The sequence below is a fragment of the Streptomyces sp. NBC_01216 genome (assembly GCF_035994945.1).
In the GTDB taxonomy this organism is placed as follows: domain Bacteria; phylum Actinomycetota; class Actinomycetes; order Streptomycetales; family Streptomycetaceae; genus Streptomyces.
Map to the genome: position 1 here is coordinate 1,322,847 of NZ_CP108677.1, position 12,615 is coordinate 1,335,461.

Genomic DNA, 12,615 nt, shown 5'->3' on the forward strand with positions numbered 1-12,615 from the left:
GCACCTCACGGACGACGCCGCGCGGGCCGGCCGGGGCCGGCTGCCCGCGCGGAACAGGCTGACGGCACGACCTTACGGCCTGGCCCGTGGGCAGGGGCGGGCTCCCCGTCGGTAGCTGCGACTTGCGGCGGCGGCGAACCCGTCGACGTGCGCGGTGAGGGCCCGGGCGAGCTTCGCCGGCGTGCGCGGTGGGCGTCCCGGGCGTGGTGGCGGGGGTTCAGCCGCCCGAACCGGTGAAGTGCTCGCGGACCAGGGTCTGGACGACGGTCAGGTCGCGCCCGACGAGCGCGTCGAGCAGGGCGGTGTGTTCCGCCGCGTCCGCCACGAGATCGCCGTGGCGGGCTGCCGGGCCGTTCGTCAGCGGCCACTGGGAGCGGCGGTGCAGGTCGTCGGCGACCACGAGGAGCTGTTCGTTGCCGGCCAGCGCGAGGACCGCGCGATGGAAGGCCCGGTCGGTCTCGGCGTAGTGGGCGCGGTCCCCTCGGGCGGCGGCGGCGCCGGTGGCCTCGGCGAGCGGGCGCAGCTCGGCCCAGCGGGCTGCCGGAACGGTGCGGGCCAGCCGGAGCATGACCGGGATCTCGATGAGCGCGCGGACCTCGGCCAGTTCGGCGAGTTCGCGCGGGGTGCGCGCGGTGACCCGGAAGCCGCGGTTGGGTACGACCTCGACGGCGCCCTCGCTCGCCAGCCGTTGCATCGCCTCGCGCACGGGGGTGGCCGAGACCCCGAAGCGTTCGGCGAGGGTGGGGGCGGAGTAGACCCGGCCGGGGACGAGGTCGCCGCCGACCAGCGCGGTGCGCAGCGCCTGGAGGACCTGTCCCCGGACGGAGTGCCGCCGGACCGGGCGGGGCACGAGGTCCGGCGCGGGGGGTTCTCCGTGCGTGTGCTCGCCGCGGGCCGCGGGCGGACATGCCGGCGAGGGTGCGCGGACCCCGCCGCGCGGCTGCCCCGGGACGCGTGCGGCGCCGTCGACGAGCGGGTACGGCTCCTCCGCCGCCCGCTCGCGCGCTCCGCCCTGCTCCACCCGGGTCCTCCTGGGGCTGCGTACCTGGTCCGGCTCGCGATGCCGGGACCCCGAGTGCACCATAGGCGGACAGGGCCGCAGTTCAAACCTCACGACCGTCGGGTAAGGTAAGGCTTACCTGCTGACGATCGCGATTCGGTGGCCCCGTATGACCGTCCCCGCCCTCCTCGCCACTCCCCTCACCTCGCCTTTCACGGCGTCCTACGCCCGCCTCGGCGAGGTGTTCGCCGGGCTGCGGGTGGACGAGTACGCAGGGGGCGAGCGGCTGCCGCGCGGCGGCGGCTGGGTCGGCGCGGACGAGCTGGGGGCCGGTGGCGCCGCCCTCGACGAGTTCCTGGCCTGGGACGACGCCCAGGTGCTGCGCGACTACGGCACCCGGGCCCGTCCGGACGTCGTCGCGAGCTTCGGCCTCCACCGGTACGCCTGGCCGGCGTGCCTCCTCGTGACCGTCCCCTGGTTCCTGCACCGCAGGGTGCCCCGGCTTCCCGCCGGGAACGTCGGCTTCCACCGGGCGTCGGGGCGCATGGCCGTGACCGTGGAGGAGTTCGCCTGCCTGCCCGGCGATCCCGCCGCCGTCCTTCCGGGCGCCCGCGTGGTGGCGGACGAGGAGACCCTGCGTGCCGAGGTACGGGCGTCGCTCGCCGAGCACTTCGAGGCGGTCCTGGCCGGCTTCGGCCCGCGGATGCGTCGTGGGCGGCGGGCGCTCTGGGGCATGACCACGGACGAGATCGTCGAGGGGCTCTGGTACGTCGCCGCCCTGCTCGGCGAGGAGCGGCGCGGCATGGCGGAGCTTGACCTGCTGCTGCCCGGCGCGACCAGTCCGTACGCGGGGGCCGCGGGCTTCCGCGAGCTGCCGGGGTCCGGCGCGCCCGGCGAGGAGTCCCGGGCGACCCGGGACCGGGCCACGTGCTGCTTCTTCTACACCCTGCGCCCCGAGGACACCTGCCTGACGTGTCCGCGCACCTGCGACGAGGAGCGGGTCCGGCGGCTGACCGCCACCGCCTGACGGATACGCCACCCGCGCGGGTGACGTAAATCGAACGCAACCTCCCGACCCAGGAAGGACGTTCGACCAGATCGCACCTATTCGTATGCCCTGCCGCCCCGATGGCGTGCTCTTGCCGCGAAACCCCCCTCCGCGCCCCGGGAGGTCGGCCAGTATGGGCCGCCGAAAGGCCCTACGGCGATGCAAGGGACACCGCATGAGACTGACCGACATATCGCTGGACTGGCTGCTTCCGGGCGGCGTGATGGTCGCCGGAGTCCTGACGGCGGTGGCGGTGCTCGCGCGCGGCAAGCGCGCCGGTGACCAGGCCGCGGCCGAGGACTCCTGGGAACGCAGCGAGGAACGCCGCAGACGGAAGGAAGCCGTCTACGGGACCGCCTCCTACGTGCTGCTGTTCTGCTGCGCCGCCGTCGCCGCGGCGCTCTCCTTCCACGGTCTCGTCGGCTTCGGCCGGCAGAACCTCAGCCTGACGGGCGGCTGGGAGTACCTGGTTCCCTTCGGACTCGACGGTGCGGCGATGTTCTGCTCGGTGCTCGCGGTCCGCGAGGCCAGCCATGGTGACGCGGCCCTCGGTTCGCGCCTGCTGGTGTGGACCTTCGCCGGCGCGGCGGCCTGGTTCAACTGGGTCCACGCGCCCCGGGGCCTGGGACACGCGGGAGCCCCGCATTTCTTCGCGGGCATGTCGCTGTCCGCGGCCGTCCTCTTCGACCGGGCCCTGAAGCAGACCCGCCGTGCGGCACTGCGGGAACAGGGTCTGGTTCCCCGGCCGCTGCCGCAGATCCGGATCGTGCGGTGGCTGCGCGCGCCCCGCGAGACCTTCGCCGCGTGGTCGCTCATGCTGCTGGAGGGCGTGCGGACCCTCGACGAGGCGGTCGACGAGGTGCGCGAGGACCGGCGGGAGAAGCAGCAGACCCGGGTGCGCAGGCGCGATCAGGAGAAGCTCGACCGCGCCCGGCTCAAGGCGATCAACCGTCAGCACCGGGCCTTCGGGCTCGGACGCGGCGGTGGCCGGCAGGTGGAGGTCGCCGCCCTGGGTTCCGGCACGGGCTCCGCGACGGCCGTGGGGACGGCCGTCGCGGAGCCTGCCATAGCGGACCCCGGACAACTGCCGCTTCGACACCGGCCCTCCCTCGCGGCCGTGAAGGGAACTGAGTCCCGGACGGTGGACCTCACCGCCGAGGACGATACCCAGACGCTGCCCCGGCTCGACTCCCTGGAGCGCAAGCTCAAGGATCTGGAGCAGCAGTTCGGCTGAGAACCTGTCGGGTGGCCTCCGGCCGGGCGGTCACGCCTTCCGGTCGAAGGCCACCCGACGGCGTCCGAGAGGCTCTCAGGTCCTGTCGGGTGACCTCGACCGACAGGTTCTCAGGCAGCCGCCCCGTTCAGTTCGAACCACACGATCTTGCCGGCGCCGGTCCCCTGGTCCTCGACGCCCCAGGAGTCGGCCAGCGCCTCGACGAGGAACAGCCCTCTTCCGTGGGTGCCGTCCTCGGCGGCCGGCGCGGGTGGCCCGGCGAGTCCGGCCAGCCCGGAGACGAAGTCCCGGACCTCGACCCTGAGGCTGTCGGGGACGACGGTCGCGGTGACCACCGCGCCGTGCTCCGTATGAATGATCGCGTTGGTCACCAGCTCGCTGGTCAGCAACTCGGCCACATCGGAAGCCCCTGGCCCACCCCAGGTGCCCAGCATCGCGCGCAGGGCGTGCCGGACCTCCGGCACCGCGGTGAGTTCCGTGCCACCGACCTTCCTCAGCAGTTGAGTCGGCTCCGTCGCCTCCCCGGCCATATCCCCCACCCACATGTCGTCACGACTCCACGGTCTTCCCGCCTCGAACAGGCTCACGGGGATGCATGCCCCGCCGGCCGGCCCGCATGCCTACCGGATCGTCACCACACGCGCTCGTGGGCGTACGCCCGGTCCGCGCGCGGGGCGGGAGAGGCGCGACGCGCCGGATCACGGACGGTGCGCCGGGCCCGGTACGGGTACCCCGGCGGCGTCCGCCCCCGGTGGCCGCGGACGGGGTCGCCGAGCCTGCACCCGTACAGGCGCTGGACGCCCGCCCGGACGAGGATGCCGACGAACTGCTCAGCGACACTCTGTTTGGCCATGCGTCCCTCAACCCACGGGCCGTGGGGTTACGCCTCCCAGACGGCGACCCCCGTACGGTCGTCGGCGTACCCCTTCACCCGGACCTGGGTGTCGGCGAGGAAGGCGGCGAGTCCGGGAGCGACGGGGCCCGCCCAGCGTTCCGCGAGTTCCGCCGCGAGCGCGGGTTCGCCGCGCATCGGCTCGGCGAGGCCGTTCGACGCGAGCAGCAGGACGTCACGGGGCCGGGCGACGGAGGCACGGAACCGGAACGGCTCCGCGGGCGGCGGCAGCGGAACGTCGGCGACGGGGCCCGGTGGAGTCGTGACACCGAGGTCCATGGTGAGCCGGTCGCCGTCCGCCGCCTGTTCCGGGGGTTCCTGGGGCGGCGAGCCGAAACCGACCACGGGCGCGCCGGCCCGCGCGGCGGCTTCGGGGACGCGGGGCTCGATGTCCTGCCAGGCGCCGTCCCGGAGACGGAAGAGTCCGCCGCGGCCGATGCCGAAGAAGACGCGGGTACGACAGTCGGGGTCGGCCGAGAGCAGCAGACAGCGCAGGCTCGCGGTGTACTCCTCCGGTGCCACGTCCCGCTCGGCGGCACGGGCCCTGAGCCGGCCGTAGGTACGGTCGGTGAGCCGGTGGAGTCCGGACTTGAGGTCACCGCGGCGCCCGGCTCTGATGTCCTCGGCGAGCCGTGCGTGGCTGCGGCCGACGGCCTCGCCGATCCAGCGGCAGGCGTCGGCCGCCGCCAGGTGGGCTCCCTCCGCCGCGCGGGCGCCGCCGGCCACGGCGACGAGGACGAGCGCGGCCTCGTCGCGGCCGAAGCGGGCGGTGAGCAGGGCGTCGCGGCGCGGTTCGCCGCGAAAGCGGGCGGAGTCACCGCGGACGGAGGCGGCGCGCAGGGTGCAGAGACCGTAGTGGGCGCCGTCCAGGACGGTGTCCGGGACCAGCCCGGCCAGCTCTCCTGGATGAGCGGCGGGCAGCGCGGTGGGTTCCGGGTCGTACGTGGGCGGGCGGCTGCCGATGTGACCGGCCCGGGGCCCGGGGACGGGGACCTCCACGGTCGGCGGCGGCACCGGCGCCGCCGTCGGCGGTACGGGCGCGGGCCGTTCCGGGGCCGGTGGGGCGGGAGGCGGCGGGGCGGGGGGCTCGGGCGTGGGAGGCGGCGGTGCGGGCGGTAAGGGCGCGGCGCGTTCCGGAGCCGGTCGCGCCGGTGCGGGCCGGACGGGGGCGGGTGGCTCGGGGGCCGGTGGTTCGTAGGGCGGCACCTCGTAGGGTGGCACCTCGTAGGCCGGTACTTCGGAGACCGACCGCTCGGACGGGGGTGCCCCGGGCATCGGGCCCCGGACCGGGGGCGGCCCGGACGGCGGACGCGGTGGCGCTTCCCGGGGTGCGGCGGCCCGTGCGGCCGAGTCGAAACGGTCGTCCAGCGTGTCACCCGTGGCGGTCGGTGAGGTCTCCGGCATCGACGCGTCGTAGAGCTTGTCCCACCAGTCGTCCCCCTGCTGAGTCATGGCCCCTATTGTCCACCGCACAGGCCGCCCGAAAACAGGACATCGGGAAATGCGCGGCGAGGGACGCGAAAAAGGAGTCCGCCGGGCGACCCCACCCCCCACGGGAAGGACGCCCGGCGGACCGGCGTGATCAGCGCACGTCGTCAGCGCGGATCACGGTCTGGGGGACGGGGCCGCCCCGTGGCGTCCGTCCGTGCGGTCGCCGGGACGCCCCCGGAAGTCGCGGCGGCCGGTGTCCGGGTGACCGGTGTACGGGGTGACCGGTCACCCCGTCGCTCCTCCTCCGCTACTCCTCCGCCGGGCCGGTCTTCGGCCGGTCGCGGCGGGGGCGTGCGTCCGCCCTCCGGAAGGTCGTACCACGGGTGGAGCACCGGGATGTCCTGAGAGTAGACCGTCTCGTCGGCCACGGTGGCGGAATTCCGCGCCTCGGTGACGGCCCCGGGCCGGGTCGTGCCGGTGTGGGCCGTGCCGGTGTGGCCGCGGACGGGACCTTCGCCCGCGCCTCCGGCCGGGGCGGCGAGGGCCGACCCCAGGACCGTTCGCGGCGTCGGCGACATCGTTCTCCTCGTCCCCATCCGGCACGAGGCGGGTGAAAGAGGGCTCGTGCGCGGCAACCGGTGGTGCTGCCGTGACGCCACATTGGCAGAGGTGAGGCCGTTACAGGGATGATGTGCGGGGCGGGAATGCGCCGTGGCCGATTCCCGCCAGGCACCAACGGAACGAACACGTCCGCTGGGCGTCCCCGGAGTGTCCCGAGGCGTCCCGGACGTCCGGCGAGGGGTGGGGACAGCGATGCTGGGAGCAATAGGCCTCGACGAACGGCAGGAGTCGGCGTACCGCGCGCTGGTCGCGCTGGGCGCTGCCGAGGTCACGGATCTGGCGCACCGTCTCGCGCTGCCGGAGTCCGACACCGAGCGGACGCTGCGGCGGCTGGAGTCCCAGGGCCTCGCCGCGCAGTCCTCGTCGGGCACCGGCCGCTGGGTGGCGGCGCCCCCCGGAGTGGCGCTGGGCGCGCTGCTGACCCAGCAGCGGCACGAACTCGAGCAGGCCGAGCTGGCGGCGGCGCTGCTCGCCCAGGAGTACCGGGCGGAGGCGGCGCAGCCGGCCGTGCACGACCTGGTGGAGGTGGTGACCGGGGCGAGCGCGGTCACCCACCGCTTCCTCCAGCTCCAGTTGGGCGCGACCGAGGAGGTGTGCGCGCTGGTGACCGGGAAGCCGATCGCGGTGAGCGGCGTCGACAACGATGCCGAGGAGCTCGCGGCGAAGCGGGGCGTGGCCTACCGCGTGGTCGTCGAGCGCGAGGTGCTGACCCTGCCGTCGGGCGTCATCGAGCTGGCGGCTGCCCTCGGCCGCGAGGAGCTGATCCGGGTGGCGGACCGGGTCCCCACCAAACTGGTGGTGGCCGACCGAGCCCTGGCCATGGTCCCGCTGACCGGCCGCGGCGCCGAACCGGCGGCGCTGGTGGTCCACCCGAGCGGGCTCCTGGAGTCGCTGATGGGCCTCTTCGAGTCGGTCTGGCGCGAGGCTCTCCCACTGCGGCTGGGCGCGGGCGCCCAGGTGGCGGAGACGGAGTTCCCCGGACCGGACGCGACCGATCTGGAGGTGCTGTCCCTGCTGCTCGCGGGCATGACGGACGCGAGCGTCGCCAAGCAGCTGGACCTGGGCCTGCGCACGGTCCAGCGGCGGGTGAAGGGCCTGATGGAGCTGACGGGCGTGACGACGCGCCTCCAGCTCGGCTGGCACGCGTACGAGAAGGGCTGGGTGACCCGGAGCTGACGGCGCGGGCCGGCACCCGGCGCCCCGGACCGGTCCGGGCGGGTCCCCCCACCGATGCCCGCGACCTGCGGGGACGTCGCCCGTCCTGCACGCTGGGCAGATGGGTGTGTGGCAGCTGTTGCTGGTCGCGATGGTCATGCTGCTCGGCCTGTTCGGGGTGCTCGCTCCCGGCGTGCCGGGGCCGTGGCTGGTGTGGGCCGCGATGCTCTGGTGGTCGCTGCACGTGCAGACCCGGCTCGCTTGGATCCTGCTGGTCTCCTCGACGGCGCTGCTCCTGCTCACCCAGGTGGTCGTATGGCAGCTGCCCCCGCGCCGGATCCGCGGGCTGGGCATCACACGGCGGATGGTGACCTACGCGGGCGTGGGCGCCCTGCTCGGATTCGTCCTGGTCCCCGTGATCGGCGCGATCCCCGGCTTCGTCGGAGGGATCTACCTCTGCGAACGCCTCCGGCTCGGCGGCCACGGCCAGGCCAGGGCCTCCACCCGGACGGTGATGCGCGCCGTGGGCACCAGCGTGCTCGTGGAGCTGTTCGCCTGCCTGCTGATCGCCGGGGCCTGGGCGGGGGCCGTCCTCTGGGGCTGAGATCCGATGCGGTATCAGGTCCAGGGTCCCGGACGAGGATCGGTCCGCACGCCGATGCCGGGGCCGGGCCGGTGCGCGAAGCTGACCCCATGAGGGATTTCGAGGGCTTCACCGAGGCGGAACGCGCCTACCTGGACAGTCAGCGTCTCGGCAGAATGGCCACCGTCGACGGCCACGGCCAGCCGCAGGCCAACCCCGTCGGGTTCTTCCCGCGGGAGGACGGCACGGTCCTCGTCGGCGGCATGGCCATGGGCCGGACGAAGAAGTGGCGGAACCTCCAGGCCCATCCGAAGGTCGCCCTGGTGGTCGACGACCTGGTCAGCACGCACCCCTGGCGGGTACGCGGGGTGGAGATCCGGGGCGAGGCCGAACTGCTGGAGGGGCCGCACGAGCTCGGCCCGCACTTCAGCGAGGAGGTCATCCGGATTCGTCCGCGCCGGGTCCACAGCTGGGGTCTGACGGCTCCCGGGGAGAACCGGTCCGCTCCGTGACGGCTGCCTCGGCGGCCGGCGGTTCCAGATGGCGCAGGGCGTAGGAGCGCCAAGGGCGCCAGTTCTCCGCGTCCGGGCCGCCCTCGGGGGCCACGTCCGGGTCTCCGAGGCCGCGCATGCGGATGAGGCCCGCGAGGGCGGCCGTGACACCGGGGACCTCGCGCAGTGTCCGTTCCGCCGCATCACGGTCGGCGCCGGGGTCGAGGCGTACGGTCCCGTCGGTCAGGGCGACCGCCAGCGGCCCGGCGACGGGGTGGCCGGTGAGCGCGGCGGGCTCGGGGAACACATGGGTGAGGGCGCCGTGGGCCCTGTCCAGCGCGGTGCCGTGGCTCCGGGCCAGCCGCGCGGCCTCCCGCGGGCCGACGACACCGCGCAGCGCGAACTCCTCGGGGTCGGCCGCGCCCGGCGAACGCAGGCCGGGGCGGGCGGCGACCCGTTCGGCGAGCTCCGGGTCCGCGCCCAGGCGCTCCGCGACGGCGTACGGGTCGGCGTCCAGGTCGAACAGCCGGCGCAGCCGCTGGACGGCGGTGGTGAGGTCGCGCAGGTCGGTGAGACGGATCCGGGCCTCCAGCCAGGGCCCGGCGGCGTGTTCGTCCACCGAGACGATGCCGGTGCCGTAGGGAAGGCGCAGCGTCCGGTGGTAGGTGCGGGAGCCGGAGGCGCCGAGGACTTCCTCGATGTGCGGCAGGGCCTCTGCGGCGAGGAGGTCGAAGACCTCACGGGCGGCGTACGGGCCCCGGCGCGCGAGCCGCAGCGGCACCCCGGCGGTGAGGGCGGTGCGCGGGCCGGCGCCGGTACCGGACTCGGCTCGGAGCGCGGTAGGGGTCCTGGCGTAGACGCGGCGGATCGTGTCGTTGAACTGGCGCACGCTGGCGAAGCCCGAGGCGAAGGCGATCTCGGTGACCGGCAGGCTCGTGGTCTGGAGGAGGAGGCGCGCGGTGTGCGCCCGTTGGGCGCGGGCGAGGGCGACCGGGCCCGCGCCGACCTCGGCGGTGAGCTGCCGCTGTAGCTGCCGGGCGCTGTAGCCGAGGCGCCCGGCGAGTCCGGGGACGCCTTCGCGGTCGACGACGCCGTCGCCGATCAGCCGCATGGCGCGTCCGACGACGTCGGCGCGGACGTTCCACTCGGCGGAGCCGGGCACGGCGTCGGGCCGGCACCGACGGCACGCCCGGAAGCCGTGTCCCTGGGCGGCGGCGGCCGTGGGGAAGAACGTGACGTTCTTGCGCTTCGGCGTGACCGCGGGGCAGCTGGGGCGGCAGTAGATCCCGGTGGTCTCGACGGCGAAGAAGAACGCGCCGTCGAACCGCGCGTCCCGGCTGCTGACCGCCTCGTACCTGGTGTCCTCGTCCATCACGGTTCCAGTGTGCGGGAGCCGCGAGGCCGTGACTGGCGGTATTCGGACATGGCGTCGCAGGGCGTGCCGTCGGGGGGCGTACACGGGCCGGGCCGGTCACGCGCGTACCGGGCGGGGTACGCGCGCGACCGGCCCGGGACCACCGGCTCCGGCGTCGCTCAGCGGACCCGGCCGCGCTTCGCCTCCAGCGCCGCCCGGCCTTCCGCGCCCTTGCGCTTCCAGTCCTTGAGGATCTCGGCGCGGACGCGGGCATCCGTCTTGGCGACGATGCGCTGGTTCTCCCGCAGGAGTTTGCGGTAGCTCTCCAGGCGGCGGACGGGGAGGGAGCCGTCCTCGACGGCGGCGGTCACCGCGCAGCCCGGTTCCGTCTCGTGGACGCAGTCGTGGAAGCGGCACTCCTCCGCCAGGCCCTCGATCTCCGAGAAGACCTGTCCCACTCCGTGGCCGGCGTCCCAGAGGCCGACTCCCCGCAGCCCCGGTGTGTCGATCAGAACACCGCCCCCGGGCAGTACGAGCAGGTTGCGTGTGGTCGTGGTGTGGCGTCCCTTTCCGTCCACGTCCCGGGCGGCATGGACCGACATGACGTCCTCGCCGAGGAGCGTGTTGGCGAGGGTGGACTTCCCGGCGCCGGACACGCCGAGCAGCACGCTCGTGCCACCCGACACGACCGCGGCGAGCTCCTCCAGGCCCTCGCCGGTCGTGGAGCTGACCGGCAGCACCTGGACTCCCGGCGCCGTCGTCTCGACGTCCTGGACGAGGTAGGAGAGCCCGACGGGGTCGGGCACGAGGTCGGCCTTGCTCAGCACGACCAGCGGCTGCGCGCCCGACTCCCAGGCCAGGGCGAGGAAGCGTTCGATCCGGCCGAGGTCCAGCTCGACGGCGAGCGAGACCGTGATGATCGCGTGGTCGACGTTGGCGGCGAGGATCTGGCCCTCGGACCGCTTGGACGAGGTGGACCGGGCGAAGGCGGTCCGGCGGGGAAGGATCGTCCGCGCGTACCGCGGATCACTGCCCTCGGGGTCGACGGCGACCCAGTCACCCGTACAGACCACCCGCAGGGGGTCGTGCGGCGTGACGAAGGTGGTGTCGGCCCGGACGACGCCCTCGGGAGTGACCAGGTCGCACTGACCGCGGTCGACCCGGACGACCCGGCCCGGAAGCAGTCCCCGCGCGGCGTGGGGGGCGAACTCGCCCTCCCAGCCGGTGTCCCAGCCGTACGGGGCGAGGGCGTGCGAGGTGGAGTCCTGCGAAGAGGAGGAAGACAAGGGGGAACCCTTCGAAGGGCGGCCCCGGCAGCGCGCTTCGCGCGCGGAAGTTCGAGTGGGTGTCAGCCGGAGGCCACGGGGGTGGGAACGATGAACTCCTGAATGCGGGCAGAGCCCGTCACCGTGACAGTCATCAATGTCCTCACCTCCTGCTTCTTCTCGACGTGCCGACACCGTCCGCTCGGGAACGGATGAGCAGAACCATAGCCCCGCGCCAGGACACGGCGCCACCGATTAGGCGGCACCATCGATCGGACGGGAGCGTCGATCGGAAGGCACCACCGATCGGACGGGGCGGTCATCGAGCGAGGGCGGTACCTCCGCCGCGCCGGACGGTCCGCCGGCGCCACGGGGAAGCCTCAGCGGCGGGCGGGGCGGCCCGTGACCGGCCTCCCGGGTCGCTGTCAGTCCTTCTCCCACCCCGAGTGCAGGCGCGACTTCACGTCGTCGGGCGGAAGGAACTTCGACCAGCGTTCCGGGAACTCCGACGGCATGTCCGGGTCGTCCTCGTCCACGTCGTCCGCCTCCGCCCGCAGACGGGCGACGAGGTCCGCGGCCTGCGCGGCACGGGCTCGGTCGGTGGCCTCACGCGCCGCCGCGGTGGCGACCGAGGGCCACACCCGGTCGATCGCGGCGTTCACCGCCGCGCCGACCAGCACCGCGAAGGCCGAGATGCCGATCCAGAGCAGGACCGCGATAGGCGCGGCGAGGGAACCGTAGATCGTGGGTCCCTCCACCTGGCTGGTCAGGTAGATCCGGAGCAGGAAGCTGCCGAGGACCCACATACCGAGGGCCACCAGCGCCCCGGGAATGTCCTCGATCCAGGGCGAACGGACCGGGACCGACACGTGGTAGAGCGTCGTGAGGAAGGCGACGGAGAGCAGGATGACGGCCGGCCAGTACAGCACGGAGACCACTTCCGTGCCCCAGGGGACGAGTTCCACCACCCGGTCGGGTCCGACGACCGCGAGCGGTAGGACGACCGCGCCGATCAGCAGCGCCACGATGTAGAGCAGGAAGGCGAGGAGCCGGGTCTTGACGATGCCCCGGTGCCCGTCGAGTCCGTACATGACGGTGATGGTGTCGATGAAGACGTTCACGGCCCGCGATCCGGACCACAGGGCGATGGCGAAGCCGAGGGAGATCAACTCGGGGCGTTTGCCCTGGGTGACGTCGTCGAGGACCGGTTTGGCGATGTCCTGGACGCCGCGGTCGGAGAGGACCGTTCCGGCGGCGTTGAGAATGTTCTGCTCGATGCTGGCCACCGTGTCGGTGTTGGTCCAGTCGTCCGCGTAGCCGAGCAGCGCGATCATGCCGAGCAGCAGCGGGGGCAGCGACAGCAGCGTGAAGAACGCCGCCTCGGCGGCGAGTCCGAGGATGCGGTACTCGATGCACGAGTTGACGGTGTCCTTCAGGAGCAGCCAGACCAGTTTCCGCTTCGACACGTTGCGGTAGAGGACTCGCGCCCGGTGGAGTCTGCTCCCGGGCCGCCGCTCGGGGTTTTCCTTCGCTGCCTGCAC

12 protein-coding genes are annotated in these 12,615 nt (G+C 73.9%); 5 read left to right on the forward strand and 7 right to left on the reverse strand.

Annotation, left to right across the window (positions count from 1 at the left end):
• Window positions 1–217 precede the first annotated feature (217 nt).
• A complete protein-coding gene (locus tag OG393_RS05665) occupies window positions 218–1,021 on the reverse strand; it encodes a GntR family transcriptional regulator (protein WP_327373500.1) in 804 nt (267 codons plus the stop codon).
• A 148-nt stretch (window positions 1,022–1,169) separates the two neighbouring features.
• On the opposite strand from OG393_RS05665, the gene OG393_RS05670 reads away from it, so the two are divergent.
• Window positions 1,170–2,027: a (2Fe-2S)-binding protein gene (locus OG393_RS05670; RefSeq protein WP_327373501.1), complete on the forward strand. Its 858-nt coding sequence runs from the start codon at window positions 1,170–1,172 to the stop codon at window positions 2,025–2,027.
• A 196-nt stretch (window positions 2,028–2,223) separates the two neighbouring features.
• Window positions 2,224–3,282, forward strand: a complete 1,059-nt coding sequence (locus tag OG393_RS05675; protein ID WP_327373502.1) for a DUF2637 domain-containing protein — start codon at window positions 2,224–2,226, stop codon at window positions 3,280–3,282.
• A 110-nt stretch (window positions 3,283–3,392) separates the two neighbouring features.
• On the opposite strand, the gene OG393_RS05680 is transcribed toward OG393_RS05675, so the two are convergent.
• From OG393_RS05680 to OG393_RS05690, 3 genes are all read right to left on the reverse strand, one after another.
• Window positions 3,393–3,827 carry an ATP-binding protein gene (locus OG393_RS05680; protein ID WP_327373504.1) on the reverse strand — a complete coding sequence of 145 codons (435 nt, stop codon included), beginning with the start codon at window positions 3,825–3,827 and terminating at the stop codon, window positions 3,393–3,395.
• Between the two features lie 86 nt (window positions 3,828–3,913).
• A complete protein-coding gene (locus OG393_RS05685) occupies window positions 3,914–4,135 on the reverse strand; it encodes a hypothetical protein (protein WP_327373505.1) in 222 nt (73 codons plus the stop codon).
• A 27-nt stretch (window positions 4,136–4,162) separates the two neighbouring features.
• Window positions 4,163–5,626 carry a protein phosphatase 2C domain-containing protein gene (locus tag OG393_RS05690; protein ID WP_327373506.1) on the reverse strand — a complete coding sequence of 488 codons (1,464 nt, stop codon included), beginning with the start codon at window positions 5,624–5,626 and terminating at the stop codon, window positions 4,163–4,165.
• A 792-nt stretch (window positions 5,627–6,418) separates the two neighbouring features.
• Here OG393_RS05690 and OG393_RS05695 point away from each other — a divergent pair.
• The 3 genes from OG393_RS05695 to OG393_RS05705 all read left to right on the forward strand — a co-directional run bounded on the left by OG393_RS05695 (window position 6,419) and on the right by OG393_RS05705 (window position 8,476).
• Complete coding sequence (locus OG393_RS05695; protein WP_327373507.1) at window positions 6,419–7,402, forward strand: helix-turn-helix domain-containing protein; 984 nt, start codon at window positions 6,419–6,421, stop codon at window positions 7,400–7,402.
• 100 nt (window positions 7,403–7,502) lie between these two features.
• Window positions 7,503–7,985, forward strand: coding sequence for a DUF456 domain-containing protein (locus OG393_RS05700; RefSeq protein WP_327373508.1), 483 nt, complete (start codon window positions 7,503–7,505; stop codon window positions 7,983–7,985).
• 89 nt (window positions 7,986–8,074) lie between these two features.
• The gene (locus OG393_RS05705) at window positions 8,075–8,476 is read left to right on the forward strand and encodes a PPOX class F420-dependent oxidoreductase (RefSeq protein WP_327373509.1); all 402 of its coding nucleotides are present in this window, start codon (window positions 8,075–8,077) and stop codon (window positions 8,474–8,476) included.
• On the opposite strand, the gene OG393_RS05710 is transcribed toward OG393_RS05705, so the two are convergent.
• From OG393_RS05710 to OG393_RS05720, 3 genes are all read right to left on the reverse strand, one after another.
• Window positions 8,403–9,827 (reverse strand): bifunctional transcriptional activator/DNA repair enzyme AdaA, encoded by a 1,425-nt coding sequence (locus OG393_RS05710; protein ID WP_327378322.1) that lies wholly within the window; start codon window positions 9,825–9,827, stop codon window positions 8,403–8,405. The two genes, OG393_RS05705 and OG393_RS05710, sit on opposite strands and share 74 nt — an antisense overlap.
• Before the next feature lie 161 nt (window positions 9,828–9,988).
• A complete protein-coding gene (gene rsgA, locus OG393_RS05715) occupies window positions 9,989–11,095 on the reverse strand; it encodes a ribosome small subunit-dependent GTPase A (protein ID WP_327373510.1) in 1,107 nt (368 codons plus the stop codon).
• A gap of 404 nt (window positions 11,096–11,499) precedes the next feature.
• Window positions 11,500–12,615, reverse strand: coding sequence for a YihY/virulence factor BrkB family protein (locus tag OG393_RS05720; RefSeq protein ID WP_327373511.1), 1,116 nt, complete (start codon window positions 12,613–12,615; stop codon window positions 11,500–11,502).

What these genes read in the sequence shown, in the direction of transcription:
- OG393_RS05690 (WP_327373506.1), bottom strand. Translation starts at nt 5,626, where the DNA reads ATGACTCAGCAGGGGGACGACTGGTGGGACAAGCTCTACGACGCGTCG.
- OG393_RS05700 (WP_327373508.1), top strand. Translation starts at nt 7,503, where the DNA reads ATGGGTGTGTGGCAGCTGTTGCTGGTCGCGATGGTCATGCTGCTCGGC.
- OG393_RS05670 (WP_327373501.1), top strand. Translation starts at nt 1,170, where the DNA reads ATGACCGTCCCCGCCCTCCTCGCCACTCCCCTCACCTCGCCTTTCACG.
- OG393_RS05680 (WP_327373504.1), bottom strand. Translation starts at nt 3,827, where the DNA reads ATGTGGGTGGGGGATATGGCCGGGGAGGCGACGGAGCCGACTCAACTG.
- OG393_RS05675 (WP_327373502.1), top strand. Translation starts at nt 2,224, where the DNA reads ATGAGACTGACCGACATATCGCTGGACTGGCTGCTTCCGGGCGGCGTG.
- OG393_RS05695 (WP_327373507.1), top strand. Translation starts at nt 6,419, where the DNA reads ATGCTGGGAGCAATAGGCCTCGACGAACGGCAGGAGTCGGCGTACCGC.
- OG393_RS05705 (WP_327373509.1), top strand. Translation starts at nt 8,075, where the DNA reads ATGAGGGATTTCGAGGGCTTCACCGAGGCGGAACGCGCCTACCTGGAC.
- OG393_RS05685 (WP_327373505.1), bottom strand. Translation starts at nt 4,135, where the DNA reads ATGGCCAAACAGAGTGTCGCTGAGCAGTTCGTCGGCATCCTCGTCCGG.
- OG393_RS05710 (WP_327378322.1), bottom strand. Translation starts at nt 9,827, where the DNA reads ATGGACGAGGACACCAGGTACGAGGCGGTCAGCAGCCGGGACGCGCGG.